This is a genomic window from Streptomyces sp. NPDC001415 (genome assembly GCF_053597395.1).
Genome location: NZ_JBSFIE010000035.1, coordinates 60,101 through 78,394, shown reverse-complemented (window position 1 = coordinate 78,394; position 18,294 = coordinate 60,101). Strand labels below are relative to the sequence as shown.

The 18,294-nt window shown below is 71.6% G+C and carries 16 protein-coding genes and 1 pseudogene; 4 read left to right on the top strand and 13 right to left on the bottom strand.

All coding sequences use genetic code 11. The features are described 5' to 3' along the window. Window positions 1-547 precede the first annotated feature (547 nt). Entirely contained in the window at window positions 548-1,240 is a 693-nt protein-coding gene (locus ACWC2B_RS31655; protein WP_450722631.1) for a TetR/AcrR family transcriptional regulator, read from the bottom strand. Window positions 1,241-1,342: 102 nt separating this feature from the next. On the opposite strand from ACWC2B_RS31655, the gene ACWC2B_RS31650 reads away from it, so the two are divergent. Both ACWC2B_RS31650 and ACWC2B_RS31645 read left to right on the top strand, forming a co-directional pair. After that, window positions 1,343-2,107: an SDR family oxidoreductase gene (locus ACWC2B_RS31650; protein WP_450722629.1), complete on the top strand. Its 765-nt coding sequence runs from the start codon at window positions 1,343-1,345 to the stop codon at window positions 2,105-2,107. Window positions 2,108-2,337: 230 nt separating this feature from the next. Then, on the top strand, window positions 2,338-3,024 hold the full coding sequence (locus ACWC2B_RS31645; protein WP_450722627.1) for a hypothetical protein: 687 nt from the start codon (window positions 2,338-2,340) through the stop codon (window positions 3,022-3,024). A 20-nt stretch (window positions 3,025-3,044) separates the two neighbouring features. Here the strand turns inward: ACWC2B_RS31645 and ACWC2B_RS31640 are convergent, their stop codons facing one another. From ACWC2B_RS31640 to ACWC2B_RS31630, 3 genes are all read right to left on the bottom strand, one after another. Further along, window positions 3,045-4,016, bottom strand: a complete 972-nt coding sequence (locus ACWC2B_RS31640; protein WP_450722625.1) for a DNA polymerase Y family protein — start codon at window positions 4,014-4,016, stop codon at window positions 3,045-3,047. Further along, window positions 4,013-7,504 carry a DNA polymerase III subunit alpha gene (locus tag ACWC2B_RS31635; protein WP_450722623.1) on the bottom strand — a complete coding sequence of 1,164 codons (3,492 nt, stop codon included), beginning with the start codon at window positions 7,502-7,504 and terminating at the stop codon, window positions 4,013-4,015. The genes ACWC2B_RS31640 and ACWC2B_RS31635 overlap by 4 nt, the downstream gene beginning before the upstream one ends. Before the next feature lie 134 nt (window positions 7,505-7,638). Continuing rightward, window positions 7,639-8,427, bottom strand: coding sequence for a VOC family protein (locus ACWC2B_RS31630; protein WP_450722621.1), 789 nt, complete (start codon window positions 8,425-8,427; stop codon window positions 7,639-7,641). A 219-nt stretch (window positions 8,428-8,646) separates the two neighbouring features. Between ACWC2B_RS31630 and ACWC2B_RS31625 the strand changes: the two genes are divergently transcribed. Then, window positions 8,647-9,663, top strand: a complete 1,017-nt coding sequence (locus ACWC2B_RS31625; protein ID WP_450722619.1) for a DUF3533 domain-containing protein — start codon at window positions 8,647-8,649, stop codon at window positions 9,661-9,663. Between the two features lie 117 nt (window positions 9,664-9,780). Here ACWC2B_RS31625 and ACWC2B_RS31620 read toward each other — a convergent pair whose 3' ends face one another. The 4 genes and pseudogenes from ACWC2B_RS31620 to ACWC2B_RS31605 form a co-directional block, all read right to left on the bottom strand. After that, window positions 9,781-10,659, bottom strand: a complete 879-nt coding sequence (locus tag ACWC2B_RS31620; protein ID WP_450722645.1) for an SPFH domain-containing protein — start codon at window positions 10,657-10,659, stop codon at window positions 9,781-9,783. 146 nt (window positions 10,660-10,805) lie between these two features. Further along, window positions 10,806-11,591 carry an aminoglycoside N(3)-acetyltransferase gene (locus ACWC2B_RS31615; protein ID WP_450722617.1) on the bottom strand — a complete coding sequence of 262 codons (786 nt, stop codon included), beginning with the start codon at window positions 11,589-11,591 and terminating at the stop codon, window positions 10,806-10,808. A 109-nt stretch (window positions 11,592-11,700) separates the two neighbouring features. After that, a pseudogene (locus ACWC2B_RS31610) lies at window positions 11,701-11,958 on the bottom strand (radical SAM/SPASM protein FxsBH, inactivated beta-hydroxylase extension form); the annotation flags it as partial. Window positions 11,959-12,097: 139 nt separating this feature from the next. Next, a complete protein-coding gene (locus ACWC2B_RS31605; protein ID WP_450722615.1) occupies window positions 12,098-12,259 on the bottom strand; it encodes a hypothetical protein in 162 nt (53 codons plus the stop codon). Window positions 12,260-12,478: 219 nt separating this feature from the next. Between ACWC2B_RS31605 and ACWC2B_RS31600 the strand changes: the two genes are divergently transcribed. Next, window positions 12,479-13,375 (top strand): DUF4231 domain-containing protein, encoded by an 897-nt coding sequence (locus ACWC2B_RS31600; protein ID WP_450722613.1) that lies wholly within the window; start codon window positions 12,479-12,481, stop codon window positions 13,373-13,375. A 29-nt stretch (window positions 13,376-13,404) separates the two neighbouring features. On the opposite strand, the gene ACWC2B_RS31595 is transcribed toward ACWC2B_RS31600, so the two are convergent. From ACWC2B_RS31595 to ACWC2B_RS31575, 5 genes are all read right to left on the bottom strand, one after another. Further along, the gene (locus tag ACWC2B_RS31595) at window positions 13,405-13,884 is read right to left on the bottom strand and encodes a hypothetical protein (RefSeq protein ID WP_450722611.1); all 480 of its coding nucleotides are present in this window, start codon (window positions 13,882-13,884) and stop codon (window positions 13,405-13,407) included. A gap of 187 nt (window positions 13,885-14,071) precedes the next feature. After that, window positions 14,072-14,977: a S1 family peptidase gene (locus ACWC2B_RS31590; protein ID WP_450722609.1), complete on the bottom strand. Its 906-nt coding sequence runs from the start codon at window positions 14,975-14,977 to the stop codon at window positions 14,072-14,074. Window positions 14,978-15,171: 194 nt separating this feature from the next. Beyond that, the gene (locus tag ACWC2B_RS31585) at window positions 15,172-15,969 is read right to left on the bottom strand and encodes a DUF1684 domain-containing protein (protein ID WP_450722607.1); all 798 of its coding nucleotides are present in this window, start codon (window positions 15,967-15,969) and stop codon (window positions 15,172-15,174) included. Window positions 15,970-15,973: 4 nt separating this feature from the next. After that, window positions 15,974-17,275, bottom strand: a complete 1,302-nt coding sequence (locus tag ACWC2B_RS31580) for an NtaA/DmoA family FMN-dependent monooxygenase (protein WP_450722605.1) — start codon at window positions 17,273-17,275, stop codon at window positions 15,974-15,976. Further along, entirely contained in the window at window positions 17,262-18,284 is a 1,023-nt protein-coding gene (locus tag ACWC2B_RS31575; RefSeq protein WP_450722603.1) for an LLM class flavin-dependent oxidoreductase, read from the bottom strand. Before ACWC2B_RS31575 ends, ACWC2B_RS31580 begins: the two co-directional genes overlap by 14 nt. Window positions 18,285-18,294 lie beyond the last annotated feature (10 nt).

Sequence of the window (18,294 nt, the reverse complement as noted above, 5' to 3'; positions counted from 1 at the left end):
CCCTAGTAGCTCCGCTACGAGGACCTTCCGGCGCCTTGCGATCGCACGCACCAGACGCCGCGGTCTGATCCGGACGGGGTTTAGACACAGGCTCTCAGGCAACCGCTACAACAGCACGCCCGATAATGAGGGTGAGTTCGTGGTGAGGCAAGGGCTCAGGGACAGGTATGTGCTTGGAGAGGCAAGGGCTGCTGCCGTTGTTGGCTCGAAAGCCGCGTTCGCCGGGCCTGTGACGCCGCGTCAGCCGGCATCGTAAACCTCTCCAGCGGATACGCGATCGCCATCAACTCACGTGCGATACAAGGGAGTTGAGAGCTCCTCCCGGATGGTTCACAACCCCACTGCGCTCGACGAGGCCCCCAGCTCACCGGTGTGGACGACTTCGAGCGTGGACAGCGGGGGGTGTCGATGGTCGGCCGCAGGTCGACACCGCGCCGCTCCCGTCCCTCGGCCCCACGGTCCAGGCACAGCCCAAACCGCCGAAGGCGGCGACTCCGCCGGGGGCGACCGGATCGCGTTGCCGGTACGGCTCCGCACGGCCGCGGCGTCAGCGTCGGCCCGCCGCCCCGCTCCCGGGACTTCCGGAACCTCCGAAACTTCCGGCGCTTCCGGCGCTTCCGAGCAGCGGAGCCAGCGCCGCGGCGATCTCCGCGGCGAGCGAATCGTCGACCGGGGCATGGCCGCTGAGCAGGCGGTACCACATCACGCCGAAGGCGAAGTCGACGGCCAGGTCCAGGGACGCGGCGCCGTCCTGCCGCAACTGGCCGCGCTCGACGCCTCGTTCGAGGATCGCGCGCAGCGCCGCGCGACGCGGGGCGATCACCTCCTCCTGCAGCCTTCGGGCGAGCGAGGCGTCCGCCTGCGCGTCGGCCATCAGCCCGACGACGGCCCGGCCGGTGGCGCCTCGGGTCAGCCGGAAGGTGTGGCCGAGCAGTTCCTCGACGTCGCGGTACACGTCCCCGGTATCCGGGAAGAGCTCGGCCGGGCTGCGGTGCGGGAGTTCGGTCAGCACTTCGAGCAGGACGTCCTGCTTGGTGGGCCACCAGCGGTAGACGGTCTGCCTGCCGACCTGGGCCTCGTCGGCGATGCCCTTGATCGTCAGTTCTTGGTAGCCGTCGCGCCGGCAGAGCTCCAGCGCGGCGTCGAGTACCGAGCGCCTGGCCGCCTCGCTGCGGGGGCGCCCGCGAGGCGGAGAGCCGTCCACATGTCCGTCCCCTGATCCGTTCTCGATTTTCTCCATGAGAACAGTTTACAAGACACGCTGCCTCGGAATACTCTTTACGAGGCAGTGAGCCTCGAAAAGCATGAAGGCCCGTACGAGAGGGCCTGGAAGGACTGCACCATGAACGAGCGAGTTGTGATCATCGGTGGCACGTCGGGCATCGGCCTGGCCACGGCGCGGCACCAGCTGGGTGAAGGCAGGGACGTCACCGTCACCGGCCGCGACCCCGGGCGCCTGCGGGCCGCACTGGATGAACTGACCGCGCATGCCGGCACGTTGAGCGCATCGGACACGGACGGGACTCCGGGCGAGGTGAGCGGTTCGGTCGTGGACGCCCAGGACGAGGCGGCCACGCGGGAGTTCTTCGCGGGGCTCGGCCGGGTCGACCATGTGGTCGTCGCGGCGACCGGCTCCACGGCCGCCGGACCGTTCCTTTCGGTGACGACGGACGCGCTGCGCCAGGCCGCGGAGGGCAAGCTGATCGCCCACAGCCTCACCGCGCGGGCCGCGCTCGACGTCCTCTCCCCCACCGGGTCGATCACCTTCGTGACCGCCGCTTCGGCGGGCGCCGCGATGCCCGGCACGGCCGGTCTGGCCGCGGTCAACGCGTCGGTGGCCGCGATGGTCCCGGTGCTCGCGGTGGAGTTGGCCCCGGTCCGCTTCAACGCGGTGTCGCCGGGAATAGTGGACACCCCTTGGTGGGACTGGATGGACGCGGACGCCAAGGCGGACACGTTCGCGGCCTACGCCAAGTCCACCCCGGCCGGCCGCTGCGGCCGCCCCGAGGACATCGCGGACGCGATCTCTTTCCTGCTGGGCAACAGCTTCACGACCGGCGTCGTACTGACGGTGGACGGAGGTGCGCGACTGGCCTCGGGGGTGTGAAACGACGCGCGGGCGAGGTCGACTCCGGTAGCGGCCAGCCGCTGTGGCCCAAAGGGGCACAGGGAACGGTGCGCGAACCTCGGCGTCCCCCGATTCCTCTCAACTCCGGCCCACTTGTCGGGAGTTCGCAACGACACGCTCCCCGTTCGTCCCAGTCCTGCGACTTCACGCTGGGTATCACCTCCCTCGCGGTACGTTCACGGCGAGTGCCAATGCCTTGGGGGGGAACCATGCGCAAGATCCTGCTCGCGACCGCCGCCACCGCTTGTCTCGCCCTGACCGCCTGCAATCCCGGAGGCGGCGGGTCCGGAAGCAAGCCGTCCGCCACTCGGTCCGCCGACGGGCAGCCGTCCGCCACAGCACCCACGCCCGCGACCTCCGGCACGCCCGGGGGCGGCACGGCCACGCCGGGCTCGGGCCCCGGGGCCGGGCAGGCCGCTCTGGCTCTCGGCGTGCCGTCCCGGACCGTGGGGACCAAGCTCGTCGGCATCCTGGAAATCACGCCCACGACCGTCGTCTACACCAAGGAGGGGGATGGAACGACCTCACGGTTCGGCACCTTCGTCGTCATCACGACCAAAGACGCCTCGCTGACGGCGAACGCGGCGGACGAGGAGCCCGCCGACGCCAAGGGGGCGAAGGGCGGCTGGCGTTGGATCGCCGCCAACGGGCAGAGCGTCGCCGAGGGCAACGGCACCGCGTACAAGGTCCTGGTGAACGGGTACAACGGCGTCGGCAAGATCGAGCCGGGGACCTACCAGATGCGCTCCGAGGTCTTCGACCTGACTCCGGAGCAGGCCAAGGGAGGAGGCACGCTCGTCTACACGGACGCCACCAAGTCCGAGAACCGCTGGACGATCCCGGCGGTCGACTCCGGGCCCCAGGTCGCGGACGTCAAGAAGCGGCTGGCTTCCTGAAGGCGGCTGCTCCACCAGCCTCAGGCCGCGTCCGACAGCGTGCCCGGGACGATCGCTCGGGGGCCGAACTTGGCGCGGGCCCGGTCGGCCACCGCCTCGATGCGACGGGCCCGCTCGTCCTCGGGGTCGAACGACAGCTGGTGCGCGGCGAGTTCGGCCGGTACGAGGCCCTCGGCCCGTAGCGAGATGCCGCGCACCCTGGCCCGTTGCAGGCCCAGGGCCGCGTGGAGGGCGTAGGCCAGGTCGGCCAGCGCGGGCGAGTGGGCCGAGGGCTCGCGCAGGGTGCGGGTACGGGTGGTGGTGGACCGGTCGGCGTAGCGCACGGTGAGGCTGAGAGAGCGGCACACCTGGCCGGCGCCGCGCAGTCGGACGCCGAGTTCCTCGGCGAGGGAGAGCAGCGCCCGGCGGTGGCGTACCGGGTCCAACTCGTCGCGGGGGAAGGAGCGTTCGGCAGCAAGAGACCGAGCGGAGGCGTTCGGTACGACGGGTGTGCGGTCGATGCCTCGGGCGCGCTCCTGGAGTTCGCGGCCCGGCCGGGCTCCGAGGATGCGCTGGACGGTGCACGGAGGGGCCTCGGCGAGGCGTCCGGCCGTGTCGAGGCCGTACCCGCAGAGGGTGCGGGCGGTGGAGCGGCCGACGCCCTCCAGGACTCGGACCGGCTTCGCGGCAAGGAAGCTGTCCACCTCGTCCGGGAGCACCGTCCGGGTCGTGCCGGGTCCGGCGTCCCGCGCCGCCATCCTGGCCAGCATCGGGTTGGGGGCGAGCCCGAGCGCGCAGTCCAGGCCGAAGTGGGCGAGCGCGCGGACCCGCAGGACGGCGGCGAGCTGCCCGGCGTCCTGGCCGAAGTACTTCTCGGCGCCGCCCAGGTCGGCGAGGAGCCCGTCGGGCGGGAGTGCCTGGACGACCGGGGTGAGGCCCTCGGCCAATGCGATCAGGGCGGGCAGCGCCGCTTCGTACATCGGAGGGAGGTGGAACCGTGCACAGAGGATCATCCCGCGCTCCCCGGGCTCGAATGCCACAACTTCCGCCCGGTGGCGGCCTGTTCACCGGCCGGCCGCAGGTCGGCCCAGGGGTTCAGTTCGTAGCCGGTGGACAGGCGGATGCGGCGACCGTTGCCGGGGGACGGCTCGGCGGTCGGTTCGGATGGTTCGGACGGGTTGTCGGACGGGTTGTCGGACGGGTTGGCCGTTTCGGACGGTTCGATCGGTTCGGGCGGGGTCGCGAGACGGGAGGAGACCGCGTCCAGGCCGCCCTCGCGGCGCAGTTCGACGAGTTCGGCGAGGTTCCAGGCGCGCGAGCCGACGACGCTCAGGCTGCGCGGGCCGCGTCGCTGCACCACGCCTCGCACGAGGAGGAGCCAGGAGTGGAAGACGGTGTAGGCGCAGGCGTCGTGACTGTCGTCGAAGAAGGCCAGGTCCACGAGGCCCGTGCCGTCGTCCAGGGTGCTGAAGACGACCCGCTTGCCGGAGCGGATCGGCGGGGTCTGGGTGGCCGCCTTGGCGCCCGCGACCAGGACGGTACGGCCGTGCTCGACGTCGCGCAGCCGCTTGGCGGAGACGACGCCGAGTTCGTTCAGGAACGCCGTGTGATCCTCCATCAGGTGGCGGGAGGCGTCCATGCCGAGGACGCCGAGTTCGGCGCTGAGGCGTTCCGCGTCGTCCAGGTCGGGCAGTCCGGCGCCGGCCGTCAACGCACCGCCGTCCAGCGGGAGTTGGCCGCCTGCCGCACGGCGGGCGCCATGGAGTTCGGACAGGTGGAGCAGCAGGTCGCGCCGGTTGGCGCCGAACGCGTCGAGCGCGCCGATGCGGGCGAGCCGTTCGGCGACCGGACGGCCGGGCCTGGCGCGCTGCCAGAAGTCGCGCAGCGAGGCGTAGGGCCGGCCGGCTTCGATCCGTCCGCTCTCGGCCTCGCTGATCCCGTGGACGTCGGCGAGCGCGAGCCGCACCCCCCAGGTTCCGGACACCAGTTCGATTCTGTGTGCGACCGAGGACCGGTTCACATCCACCGGCAGGATCGGCACCCCGCGCCGCCGTGCGTCCGCGAGCAGCAGCCGCTTCGGGTACATCCCGGGGTCGTGGGTGAGCAGCCCGGCGTAGAAGGCGGCCGGGTGGTGCGCCTTGAGCCAGGCCGACTGGTAGGTGGGCACAGCGAAGGCGACGGCGTGCGCCTTGCAGAAGCCGTACGACCCGAAGGCCTCGACGATCTCCCAGGTGCGGGCGATCACCTCGGGCAAGTAGCCGCGCTCTTCGGCGCGTTGGGCGAACCAGACCTTGATGCGCGCCTGCGACTCCGGGTCACAGAGCCCGCGCCGCACCCGGTCGGCCTCGCCCCGGCCGCAGCCGGTCATGATGTTCACCATCTCGATGATCTGCTCGTGGAAGACGACCACCCCGTAGGTGTCGCGCAGCGCGTCCGCCAGGTCGGGGTGCGGGAAGCGGACCGGGGCGCGCCCGTGCCGGGCCTCGATGAACGGGCGCACCATGTCGGCCGCGACCGGCCCGGGCCGGAACAGCGAGATGTCGACGACGAGGTCGTGGAAGGTCGACGGCTGGAGCCGCCCGACCAGGTCGCGCTGGCCCGGCGACTCGATCTGGAAGCAGCCCAACGTCTCGGTGGACCTGATGAGTTGGTATGTCTTCGGGTCGCCCGGCGGCACCTGCGCGGGATCGTCGATGTCGAGCCTCTCGCCCGTGGCCCGGCCGATCTCGGCGACCGCGTGGGCCATCGCGGACTGCATTCGCACGCCCAGGACGTCCAGCTTGAGCAGCCCGAGGTCCTCCACGTCCTCCTTGTCGAACTGGGACATGGGAAAGCCGTCACCGCTGGTGGGCATCACGGGGGTGCGACGCAGCAGAGAGGCGTCCGACAGGAGCACTCCGCAGGGGTGCATGGCGATGCCGCGCGGCAGGGCGTCCAGGGCCTCGACGAGCTCCCAGAGCTTGCCGTACTTGTCCATCTCCCCTGCCAGGGCCCGCAGTTCGGGGAGTTCCCGCAGCGCGGCGCGGGCGTCGCGGGCCCGGATGTGCGGGAAGGACTTGGCGATCCTGTCGGTCACGGCGGGGTCCATGGACAGGGCGGCGCCCACATCCCGGATGGCGTGCCGCACCCGGTAGGTCTCGGGCATGGCGACGGTGGCGACCCGCTCGGTGCCGAAGCGGTCGATGATCGCGCGGTACACGTCGAGCCGGCGGGCGGACTCCACGTCGATGTCGATGTCGGGCAGCACCGGCCGCCGCTTGGACAGGAAGCGCTCCATCAGGAGCCCGTTCTCGACGGGGTCGGCGTGCGCGATGCCGAGGAGGTGGTTGACGAGCGAGCCCGCGCCGGAGCCGCGCGCGGCCACCCGGACACCCATCTTCCGTACGTCGTCGATGACTTGGGCGACGGTGAGGAAGTAGGAGGCGTATCCCCAGTGCGCGATGATGTCCAGCTCGTGGTGCATCCGCTCCCAGTACGCGCGCCGCCCCGCATAGCCGCGCAGCACCATGCCGGCCGCGGCGCGGGAGGCGAGGACCCGCTGCGGGGCACGGTGGGCGGCGCCGACGAGGTACGGCTCTGGGTAGCTGGCGGTGCCCATGCCGAGGTCGTCCTGGGGGTCGACGAGGCACTCGGCGGCGGTCTGTTCGGTCATGGCGAGCAGTCGGTGGGCCACGTCGCGCCGCCACCCGGCTGCCTCGGCGACCCGCTCGGCGATCTTGAACATGGCGTCCGGCCCCTTGAGCCAGCGCTCGCCGCTGTCGAACGGCGCCCGCACCGGCACCAGGCGCCGCGCCGCGTCCAGCACGTCGGCGACCGGGCCCTGCCCGGGGTCGGCGTAGCGGGTGGCGTTGGTCAGCACGGCGCGCACGCCCTGTTCGGCGGCGAAGCCGACAGTGCGCGCGGCGAGCCGCAGCGAGCCGGGGCCGGTCCCCCGGAGCCCGTGGTGGACGGCTTCGAGGCGGAGCGAGTCGCCGTAGATCTCCCGCCAGGGTGCGAGCAGTTTCGCGGCCCGGTCGGGGCGGCCCGCGCCGAGCGCGCGGCCGATCTCGGAGGCCGGGCCGAGCAGCACGGTGAGCCCTTCGGCGGGCAGCTCGGCGCGGGGCAGGAGCGGGCGCCCCTCGGCGGTGTGCGCGGCGCTGACCAGGCGGCAGAGCTCGGCCCAGCCGGTCGCGCCGTCACGGGCGAGGAAGGTGACCCGGGGGGCGGACTCGTCGACGAACGCACCTCCCCGTACGGGCGTGCGCCGCCGAGCCTGCCCCCGGGCGGGGCCGGTTTCCCCGAGGAGTTCCGGCACGGCCAGCTCGGCCCCGAACAACGGGCGGATCCCCGCCTTGGCGCAGGCCTTGGCGAAGCGGACCGTGCCCGCGAGGGTGTCCCGGTCGGTCAGTGCGAGGGCGTCCATGCCGCGTTCGACGGCACGTTCGGCCAGCCGCTCCGGGTGGGAAGCCCCGTACCGCAGGGAGAATCCCGAAACGGTGTGCAGATGCGTGAAACCGGGCATCCGCACCTCCTACCGATCCGTTCTCACCTCCCCCTCCCTTCCACCATAGACCAGTTTCGAACGCACGTGCGACACATATGTTCGAATGCCTGCCGGAGTGGTTCGGCAGGCATTCCGGGGAGGTCAGGTCGAGGTCAGGCCGTGGCGCTCGTGATCACCGCGAACGGGGCACCGAACGGGTCGAGCAGCATCGCGATCCGCCCCACGCGCTCGATGTCGACGGCCGGGATGATGACGGTCGCGCCGAGCCCCTGGGCGCCGGCCGCCGTGGCGTCGCAGTCCTCGACCTCGAAGTACGGGTGCCATTCGGAGGTCGAGCCGGCGTCCAGGTTCTGCTGGGGCAGCTGCATGAGGCCGCCGTGCATGGTCTGCTCGCCACCGCCGGCGGGCCCGGCGATGGAGTAGACGACGTCCTCGCCCATGGGCACATCCCGGGTCTCCCACGCCAGGACGTTGCCGTAGAAGGCCTTGGCCGCCGCGGCGTCGGTGGTGTACAGCTCGATCCAGCTGACACTGCCGGGGTCGTTGACGAGCTCCAGGCCGTCGGTGTCCTGCGGTTCCCACACGGCGAAATCGGCGCCCGTCGGGTCGGTGAAGGCAGCCATCCGCCCGGCCGTGAAGACCTGCGACGGCGGGACGCGGACCGATCCGCCCGCCTGCTCGACGGACTTGGCCGTGGCATCGGCGTCCACCGTGCGGAAGTACACCGTCCAGGCCGAGCGCGCGCCCTCCTCCGTCAGCGGGCCGGCGGCACCCACCGTCCTGCCGTCCTTCTGGAAGAAGCCGTAGCCGCCGGCCTCCGGTCCCGCGGACTGGAACCGCCAGCCGAACAGGCCCTCGTAGAAGGCGACGGCCGCGTCGATGTCGGGGGATCCCAGGTCGAGCCAGTTCAGCCCGCCCGGTACCTGTGTTGAGGTCAGCATCGAGGTTGCTCCTGTCGGGTGCGTCGTCCGCCCCGGGACGACGGTCCCGGGAACCTGCCTCCAGCGTGGCAGCGGGCGGCCCGCCCCGACAGCCGGACGCTTCGACCCGGAGTCCGTGTCTCCATCCCGTGCGGACCCGGGCGGGATGGAGACACAGACTCTCAGCCATTCGGCCCCGCACCGACTGCGTGAACGCGCGGTGCGGCAGAGCGTAAGGGCATGACTTTCGTCGACGAGGTGAAGAGTGCCGTCAGCGTGCGGGCCGCCCTGCTGGTCATCGGCGTACTGGGACTGATGGTCGCCTTCATCGCGTCCTATGCCGGCGCCTTCCACAGCCCGAAACCGAAGGACATCCCCTTCGCCCTGGTCGCGCCCGCGCAGGTCAGCGGGCAGCTCGCACAGCAGCTGGGCGCGCTGCCCGGCGGTCCGCTGGACGTACGGACCGCCAAGGACGAGGCCGACGCCACACGGCAGTTGCGCGACCGCGGCGTCGACGGGGTCCTGGTCGTCGACCCGCGGGGCACCACCGACAAGCTGCTCGTGGCGAGCGGCGGCGGGGCCTCCCTCGCGCAGGCCGTGGAGGCGATCGCGACGGGAGCCGAGAAGGCTCAGCAGCGCACCGTGAAGGTGGTCGACGTCGCCCCCGCCTCCGCGGGCGACTCCCGCACCCTGTCCTCGTTCTACCTCGTCGTCGGCTGGTGCGTGGGCGGCTATCTGTGCGCCGCGATCCTGGCGATCAGCGCGGGCGCCCGGCCCGCCAACACCCACCGCGCGCTGATCCGGCTCGCGGTGCTCGCGCTGTACTCGATCGCCGCCGGCCTGCTCGGGTCGCTCATCATCGGGCCGGTGCTCGGCGCGCTGCCGGGCAGCTATCCCGGGCTCGCCGGGCTCGGCGCCCTTGTCGTGTTCGCGGTGGGCGCGACGACCCTCGCCTTCCAGGGGCTCGCCGGGGTCGTCGGCATCGGCCTGGCGATCCTGGTCATCGTCGTCCTCGGCAATCCGAGCGCGGGCGGCGCCTATCCGTATCCGCTGCTCCCGCCGTTCTGGCGGACGATCGGGCCCGGCCTTCCGCCGGGCGCCGGCACCTGGGCGGCCCGCTCCATCGCGTACTTCAAGGGCGAGTCGATCAGCGGCCCGCTCCAGGTGCTCTCGATCTGGGCGCTGCTCGGCGCCGTCATCACGGTGGTCCTCGCCGGTCTCAACCGGGACCGCGACGAGAAGCCGGTGGGCGCGTAAGCCCCCCGCCGCCCGCCCACTCCCCGCTTACCGTCGCCGCCGGAACATCCTGAGACGTGAAACAGGGCCGCCCCACGGGGGACGGCCCTGCGCCGGTCCGGACCGCCGCCAGGACTTTCACAGGTTTTCCCGGGGGCCACTGCCTTCCCCGCCGATCTCCGAATGCGCCTGTGCCGGAGGTACCTCGGGGGCGGCGGCCGGTGTCGGAGGCGCCTCGGGTGCGGCCGGCGCCGGCGAGGGGGCGGCGCGTTCCAGGAACCTCAGGAGTTCCACCGGGAACGGCAGGACCAGCGTCGAGTTCTTCTCGGCGGCCACCGCCACCACCGTCTGCAGCAGCCTCAGCTGGAGGGCGGCCGGCTGCTCCGACATCACGCCCGCCGCCTCGGCCAGCTTCTTCGAGGCCTGGAGCTCGGCGTCCGCGTTGATGACCCGGGCCCGCCGCTCACGGTCGGCCTCCGCCTGGCGGGCCATCGAGCGCTTCATCGTCTCCGGCAGCGACACGTCCTTGATCTCGACGCGGTCGATCTGCACGCCCCACCCGATGGCCGGGCTGTCGATCATCAGCTCCAGGCCCTGGTTGAGCTTCTCCCGGTTCGACAGGAGGTCGTCGAGGTCGCTCTTGCCGATGATCGAGCGCAGCGAGGTCTGCGCCATCTGCGAGACCGCGAACTGGTAGTCCTCGACCTGGACGACCGCGTCCGCCGCGTCGACGACCTTGAAGTAGATCACCGCGTCCACCCGGACCGTGACGTTGTCCCGCGTGATGCCGTCCTGCGCGGGCACCGGCATCGTCACGATCTGCATGTTCACTTTCCGCAGCCGGTCGACGAACGGAAGGATCATCGTGAAGCCGGGCCCGCGCACCGAATCCGTCAGCCTGCCGAGCCGGAAGACCACTCCGCGCTCGTACTGCTTGACGACCCGCGCCGCCGCCAGCGCATAGACGACACCGGCGGAACCCACGGCGATGCCCGCCGCCACCAGCTCCTCGACCATCACGGCCCCCAGGGGTCCGAATCGGACGTGTACCTCGACGGTAACTCCGCATCTCCCCCAAAGGGAGCCCCCGAACCGGCCCCCGCCGCGCGCAGGTCATCGCGGCCCGTTGTGCCCGGGGCCCTCGCCGCCCTTCCCGTCATCGGTCAGTGCCGTTTCCCGGCCATCCAGGCGGTGGCGTGCTCGACCGCCGCCCTGATCGGGAAGAGCCGTGCGCGGCGGCGCCCGAGCGGGCCGCCGCGCAGATGTCCGGCGGGGAAGTCGGCGCCGATGCGGGCGAAGTCGCTGTCGTCGAGCACGGCGTCCTGGTACGCGAACCACTTGGCGCCGCCCCGCTCGTCCGTGATCACCGCGCGGTAGGTGCGCACCGGGCGCGGCGGCACCAGGTATTCGGCGAAGTGGAAGGCGGTGCACGCCGCGAAGCCCACGTTGACCATCAGGACCTGCGCCCCGGCGGCGATCAGCTTGGGCAGGGGGGACTCCTCGCCGAAGTGGCAGTCGAGCGCGTGGCCCTTCATGAGTTCGGCGGCCCGCGCGCCAAGCGCCGCGAAGGAGGTCTGCGGGTGGTCGCTGCGGGCGGCACCCTCGGTGGTCCTGACCCGTTCGGCGAACCGCCCCATCCCCGGGCACGGGGTGCGGTCCGGGTCGAAGGGCGGCATCGCGGCCCGGAACGCGGCCGGGTCGGAAGCCTGGCTCACCAGGGCGAGGTGGGCGGGCGAGGTGTCGGAGTTCTCCGGGGTGAACGCCGGGACCACCAGCGTCCCTTCCGGGCCGAGGACCCTGCGCAGCGCGGCCAGGAGCGCCTCGGCGCGGAGCCCGGTGCCGCGCAGCGAGGCGTGCACGAGGAGGACCCCGCCCTCCTCCACGCCGAGGGCGCGCAACTGCTCGACCGGGCCGCCCTGCCCCGGTTCCTCCGTGGTGTTCTCGCCCACGCGATGCCTCTTCCGAGTCCTGGCGCACGGTGTGCACCAGGCGCCTTCCGGTGACGGTGAGTTCGGCCCCCCGCTCCAGAGCCTCCAGCGCACCGCCGCCAACGGCGTGCCGACGCAGCCGTTCGGGTCCGGCGAGCAGCGGTTCGTCTCCGTGCCGAATCACCGAAACGGAACTCAGGCGGTGCTTTTCGGCGTGCTCGGCCGGCCGCCGGGCGGTGCGCGAAATGACGTGGCCGGAGACCGCCCGGGGCTGCTCGCGCCGGCTCTGGTCTGCGGCTTCGTACACATAACAAGGGTCGCGGACCAGGTCGCACCTGCTGTGCACCTTGAGCACGATCTCGCGGAATGGGACCAGTGGCCCTGTCATTCCGCCGGTTCAGCGAGGACGGGAATTCGGGTGCCCGGGCCGGGAGTTGTCCGGGAATACCCCGGGGCTCCCGCCCTGCGCTGGTGTCCCATGGTCCCCGCCGGGCACACCCGGCGGGGCCGGCTCCTCAACGCCCGTGTCAGAGCGCGGAGTTGAAGGCGGACACGGTGACTGGGCGGCCCTCCCGGGCGGCCAGGATCCTGCTGAGGCGCCTTTCCGAAGCCCGGTCCGCGCCCTTCGCGGCCAGTTCGGCCAGCGGCACCCGGTCCTTCTTCGCAGCGGCGAATGGGGCTGAATTCATGGAGGTTTTCACGTTCGTCCCTGGGGTGAGTGATAACCGCACGTGGACAGTGGCACCGGCACATGCACCGTTGCAGTGTCGGCGGGACGACTTTACTCTCATCCCCATCAGTGGATGGAGCACACAAACGGGGCGCACACCTGCCATCCCTAGGAAAGAATGAAGGCAAAACCGCAGACGGGGGTGCATGTGACGGCGATTCCCGGCCCATTGCAGAGCATGGTCTTCCGGAACGCGGATCTGCCGGGCCTCTTCCACCACGCGGACGCGCTGGCGATCGGTCGGCAGCAGGCGGCGGTCAAGCTGACCCGCACCCAGCTCTCACTCCTCGTCGTCGGCGCGCTCGCGGCGGCGCTGCCGCAGGTCCGGGTCGGCGAGGACTTCCAGGTGCTCAGCGCGCTGAGTGCGCTCGCGTACGCGGGAGTACTGCTCGCGAGCTTCGGGGCGGCCCGGCGTCACGCCGCCTCGCACTGGCAGCTCAACCGTTCCGCCGCCGAGTACATCAAGTCGATGTGCTGGCGCTACGCCGTTCACGGCGCCCCCTTCGACCTGGGCGTCCCCGACCCGGACGCCCTGTTCGTCACCCGCGTCGAGGAGGGGCTGCGGGAGCTGAAGAAGGTCGGCTGGCGCGACCCCCGCGAGGACGGCGAGCTGGCCTCGGGAGGTCTTGTGACCCCGAGCATGCGGGAGTTACGGGGCAAGTCGTTCAACGTACGCAAGGAGACCTACGTACGCGACCGGCTCATCGAGCAGCGCAACTGGTACCGGCGGCGCCAGGAGACCTCGCGGCGCGCGACCAGGCTGTGGTCGACGGCGATCACGCTGTTGACCCTCCTCGCCCTTTTTTTCGCCGTTCTCCAGACCTTCTCGGTCGCGGAGAAGGTGAACATGGCGGGTGTCCTGTCGGCCTCGGCCGCGGCCTGTCTCGCGTGGAGCGAGATCCGCCGCCATCAGCCGCTGATCTCGGCCCATTCGCTGGTCGAGCAGGACCTGATGGAGATGCATGTGGCGATGGAGAACATGGTGACCGAGCGGCAGTGGCCGCAGGCCGTGTACGAAACCGAGCGCATCGTCTCGCCCCAGCACACGGACTGGCTTGCCCGGCTGCGGAGTTGACGCCCACTGCCCCCCGCCCCGGCCCCGCGTCACGCCCTGCGGCTGCCGTCCCGCCAGATGACCGTGACGGGACGGCCGAGGCTGCGGGCGTACTGCACGATGTCGCCGGTGCCGCCGAGGCCGCGGGCCGGCAGACCGTCCCAGACGGCGACGAGCCGGTCGCAGTTGTCGGCGATGTAGGCGCCGGCCGCGTAGTAGGCCTCGTCCGTGGAGTGGGGGTAGCCGAGCGCGATCTCCTGGCTGGCGCGACGCTTCAGGCCCCGGTAGCGGGCCAGTTCGGCCGCGTCCGCGAAGCCCGTCTCGTAGTCGCCGCTCGGGATCACCACGGTGAGGGCGGCGCCGCAGTCCAGGGCGATGTCGGCGAAGAGCTGGTCGGCGCCGGTGGCGAGGCTGGAGAGCGCCTCCAGGGAGCCCTCGTGGCCGAGGAGCAGGGCGCGCAGCCGGTCGCGGATCTCCTCGAAGGCGTCGGGCGGGATGTCGCGGTGACCGGTCACTCCGATGCGCTTCAATGCGTCTCACCCCGTGTGTCCGGCGCCGGTCACTGACGGACCTGTTTCTACGTCGTGCCCTTGCACATCCTCTCAAAACAGCGCATCGCGTCCAGCCGGAAGCCCCCGTCCGGATCTCCCGGGCGGGGGCCTTGGCCTGCGGTCGGCCGCATTCAGTGACGTACCGTCAAATTTCTGTGACGTATCGTCAGAAAAGGCTCACACCATAGGCGTTCATGGCTTCGACCACCGGCTGGAAGAAGGTCGTTCCGCCGGAGCTGCAGTTGCCGCTGCCGCCCGAGGTGAGGCCGAGCGCGGTGGAGCCGGCGTACAGCGGGCCGCCGGAGTCGCCGGGCTCGGCACACACCGTGGTCCTGATGAGGCCGGAGACGATGTCGCCGTTGCCGTAGTTGACCGTCTGGTTGAGCGCGGTGACCTTGCCGCTGTGGATGCCGGTGGTCGAGCCGCGCCGGGTGACCGTCTGGCCGACCCTCGGGTCGGCGGCACTGGTGATGCGCTGGCTGCCCACCGCGCTCGGGTGCGCGAGCGCGGTGTTGGTGTACTTCACGAGACCGTAGTCGTTGCCCGGGAAGCTGGTGCCCACGGTCGGCCCGATGCTCGTCGAGTGCGACGAGCTGGTGTAGTAGTTCGGGTAGCCCTGGGTGCAGTGACCGGCCGTCAGGAAGTAGTACGTGGAGCCCTTCTTGACGTTGAAGCCCAGCGAGCAGCGCCAGCTGGTGGTGTAGATGGCGTCGCCGCCGGAGAGCAGCTTGGTGAACTTGCCGGGGGTCCGCTCGATGCGCAGGGCGCCCGCGTTGGCCCCGGCCTGGCGCTTGATCTTCGCCAGATCGGCCGCCGAGACGGTGGAGTCGGCGGTGACGACGACCTTGCCGGTCGCGCTGTCCACGCTCCAGGCGGTTCCGGCCACGTCCGCTCCGCGCACGGCGTCACTGGCCGCGGTCAGGGCGGCGGAGCCGAACGTGTGGGTCGGTGTGGCGCTGGCGTTGGGGACGGCTATGGCCACCGCGGCGAGCAGGCCGGTGGCGACGGCGGCGAGCCTGGTGCGTCTCGCGAGAGTGGTGGGGGATGTGGGGGTGGTGCGCTTGATCCTCACTTCTTTTCCTCCCGAGGGGAATTGAGGGGGCCCGTGAAAGGGGAGGGACCCCGTGAGGCGCAGCCGAGGACCACGACAGCCCAATGAGGCGCAAGCCGTGCTCCTGACAAGCGCTGCGGAGGAGTATTCGGGGGCCCGGCCGGGCGCGCAAGGGTGCCTTCAGGCCGGGCTCCGCGAGGATGCGCGCGCCGGGGTCAACTGGTGCGGATGTTCCGCTCCCCCACCGGAATGTCGATGGGAAGGGTGTTGCCCGGGGGCGGGAAGGGACAGATGAAGTGGTCGGCGAAGGCGCAGGGCGGCAGCTGGGCGCGGTTGAAGTCGACGGTCACCGAGCGGTCGGCGGCGGGTGCTTCGGGCCGCAGGAAGCGGAACCGGAAGGTGGACTTCCCGCTGGTCCCGTCGGCGAACACCGCCCACAGCGAACCGTCGGCCTCGACCGAGACCTGGAGGGTGTGCTCCTGCCCGCCGAGCGTAAAGGCGATCTCCCCGGCGAGTTCGAGCCCGCGCTCGACCCCGTCCGCGTTCGCCACCTTCACCCGCTGCCGCTCGTACGGGCGGAAGGTGCCGGGCAGCCGGAACCGCTCCTCGTACGGGGTGGCGTCGATGCCCGCGAAGGCCTCGCGCGCCGGGGAGGCCGGGTCCCACACCCGTACCGCCCACAGCCCCTCGCGGCGCAGCACGACGAGCCTGCGGTCGCCCTGCGCGAGCCGGGACTCCCCGGCCGGACCGACGTCGGCACCGAGCCGCACCTCACCCTTCAACGGTGTGCCGTCCAGGGTAAGTTGATGCTCGGCACAGGCGGTGAGGATCACCTCGTCGCCGTCCTCGCGCCACCGGCCGAGCTCCTCGGGCACGCCGTCCGCGAGCCAGTGGGTCCCGGTCAGGGCGAGCGGTCCGTACGGCGCGGAGACCGAGGCGATGCGGTGCTCGTGCCACTTCTTCCAGACGAGGGCGTGGTCGGACCGGGGGTCCTGCGGTGCTTGCGTGCTCATGCGATCAACCTTTCCACACCGGGGTGCGCAGTCCGAGGTGCGAGCGCAGCGTGGACCCGGTGTATTGCGTGCGGAACGCGCCGCGTTCCTGGAGCCGTGGCACCACCTGGTCGACGAAGTCGTCCAGGCCGCCGGGGGTGAGATGGGGTACGAGGATGAAGCCGTCGGCGGCGTCGTTCTGCACGAACGCGTCGAGTTCGGCGGCGACGGTGTCCGGGGTGCCGATGAAGGACTGGCGGCCGGTGGTCTCGATGACCGTCTGGCGGATGGAGAGCCCCTTGGCCTCGGACAGGGCGCGCCATTTGGCGGCGATCTCAAGGGCATTGGTGATCTTCACCCGGCCCTGGACGAGCGCGGAGTCCGGGTCGGGGTCGATCTCGGGCAGCGGGCCGTCCGGGTCGTAGGCCGACAGGTCGCGGCCCCAGATCTGTTCGAGGGCGAGGATCGCGTTCTGCGGCGAGACCTGCTGGTGGCGGATCTCGGCGGCCTTCTCCTGGGCCTCGGCCGCGGTGTCGCCGAGCACGAAGGTGACCCCGGGCATGATCTTGAGGTCGTCGGGTTCCCTGCCGTACTGGGCAAGGCGTCCCTTCACGTCGGCGTAGAAGGCGCGGCCCGCTTCCAGGGTGCCGTGCCGGGTGAAGATGACGTCGGCGGCCGAGGCCGCGAACTCGCGGCCCTCGCCGGAGTCGCCGGCCTGGATGACGACGGGGTGCCCCTGCGGGGAGCGCGGCACCCCGAACTTCCCCTCGATGGAGAAGTGCTGCCCGTGGTGCGCGAAGGGCCGCGGCGCTCCTTCCGGCCCCCAGGAATCCCACAACTCCCTTGCCGTGGCCACGAATTCGGCGGCACGCGTATAGCGGTCCCCTCGGTCGAGAAATCCACCGCGGCGGAAGTTCTCGCCGGTGAAGGCGTCGGGCGAGGTCACCACGTTCCAGGCGGCCCGGCCGCCGCTGAGGTGGTCGAGCGAGGCGAACCTGCGGGCGATCTCGTACGGCTCGTTGAACGTCGCGTTCACTGTGGCGGCGAGCCCGAGCCGGTCGGTGACGGCCGCGAGTGCGTTGAGGAGGGTGATCGACTCGGGCCGCCCGACCACGTCGAGGTCGTGGATACGCCCCTTGTGCTCGCGCAGCCGGAGCCCTTCGGCGAGGAAGAAGAAGTCGAACCTGCCGCGTTCGGCGGTCCGGGCGAGGTGCTCGAAGGAGGAGAAGTCGATCTGCGACTTGGAGCGCGGGTCGGCCCAGACGGTGGTGTTGTTGACGCCGGGGAAATGGGCGGCGAGATGGATCTGCTTCTTAACCGCGCTCATGGCGGCCTCCCCCTGCGGTGGCGTACTGGTTGACGGGCCGTGCCAGGCCCAGGTGTTCGCGGAGGGTGGCGCCCGGATAGAAGCTCCGCAGCAGACCGCGGTGCTGGAGGACCGGGACGGTGGCCTTCACGATGAGCGCGAGGTCGCGCCCGGGTTCGGCGAGGCGCAGGTGGAAGCCGTCGACGGCGCCCTCCTGGTGCCAGTCGCCGATGAGCCCGGCCAGCTCCACGGCGTCGGCGGTGGTGGCAAGCGCCACCGGGAGCGAGCCGAACACCCGCAGCCGCTCGGGGTCCCGGCCGTGCGCGCGGGCCCGGTCGTGCAGCTCCCCGCGCGCGGTGCGGGCGGCGAGCGGATCCTGGGTGCGTACGAGCGCGACGTCGGCGTGCCGGACGGCGGCGGCCCTCGGTTCGGCGGCGGTCGCGTCGATGACGGTGACGGGATGCCCCTGGGGCGGCCGAGGCACGATGGCCGGGCCCCGCACCGAGAAGCTCCGCCCCTCGAAATCGACGTAGTGCAGCTTGTCGCGGTCGATGAACCGGCCGGTCGGCTCGTCGCGTATTTCGGCGTCGTCCTCCCAGGAGTCCCACAACTTGGCCGCCACATCGGCGACTTCGCGGGCCTCGTGCCACACCTCGGCGGTGCGGGCGGCCGGCCGCCGCCCGAAGAGCCGCGCCTCGGCCTCGGAGGTGGACACCTCGGGACTCCACCCGGCCCGGCCCCCGCTCACCCAGTCGAGGGTGGCCACGGCCGAGGACACGTGGAACGGCTCGGTGTGCGTGGTGTTCACGACCGGGACGAGCCCGATCCTTTCGGTGGCGGGCGCGACCCGGGACAGCACGGCGAGCGCGTCGAGCCCGGCCCGCGCGAAGGAGTCCCCGAGCGTGACGAAGTCGAGCGTCCCCTGCTCGGCGAGGCGGGCGAGCCGCACGAAATACCCGGGGTCGTAGTGCCCCGCCCCGTCGAGGGAGACGGCGAGGTGCACGGGGCTGCGGACCAGTGGTGCGGACATGGTGGACCTT

Coding starts and splice junctions, on each gene's coding strand:
- ACWC2B_RS31600 (WP_450722613.1), top strand. CDS start 12,479: ATGGTCTTCCGGAACGCGGATCTGCCGGGCCTCTTCCACCACGCGGAC.
- ACWC2B_RS31655 (WP_450722631.1), bottom strand. CDS start 1,240: ATGGAGAAAATCGAGAACGGATCAGGGGACGGACATGTGGACGGCTCT.
- ACWC2B_RS31650 (WP_450722629.1), top strand. CDS start 1,343: ATGAACGAGCGAGTTGTGATCATCGGTGGCACGTCGGGCATCGGCCTG.
- ACWC2B_RS31585 (WP_450722607.1), bottom strand. CDS start 15,969: ATGAGCACGCAAGCACCGCAGGACCCCCGGTCCGACCACGCCCTCGTC.
- ACWC2B_RS31630 (WP_450722621.1), bottom strand. CDS start 8,427: ATGCTGACCTCAACACAGGTACCGGGCGGGCTGAACTGGCTCGACCTG.
- ACWC2B_RS31575 (WP_450722603.1), bottom strand. CDS start 18,284: ATGTCCGCACCACTGGTCCGCAGCCCCGTGCACCTCGCCGTCTCCCTC.
- ACWC2B_RS31605 (WP_450722615.1), bottom strand. CDS start 12,259: ATGAATTCAGCCCCATTCGCCGCTGCGAAGAAGGACCGGGTGCCGCTG.
- ACWC2B_RS31625 (WP_450722619.1), top strand. CDS start 8,647: ATGACTTTCGTCGACGAGGTGAAGAGTGCCGTCAGCGTGCGGGCCGCC.
- ACWC2B_RS31635 (WP_450722623.1), bottom strand. CDS start 7,504: ATGCCCGGTTTCACGCATCTGCACACCGTTTCGGGATTCTCCCTGCGG.
- ACWC2B_RS31580 (WP_450722605.1), bottom strand. CDS start 17,275: ATGAGCGCGGTTAAGAAGCAGATCCATCTCGCCGCCCATTTCCCCGGC.
- ACWC2B_RS31640 (WP_450722625.1), bottom strand. CDS start 4,016: ATGATCCTCTGTGCACGGTTCCACCTCCCTCCGATGTACGAAGCGGCG.
- ACWC2B_RS31645 (WP_450722627.1), top strand. CDS start 2,338: ATGCGCAAGATCCTGCTCGCGACCGCCGCCACCGCTTGTCTCGCCCTG.
- ACWC2B_RS31620 (WP_450722645.1), bottom strand. CDS start 10,659: ATGGTCGAGGAGCTGGTGGCGGCGGGCATCGCCGTGGGTTCCGCCGGT.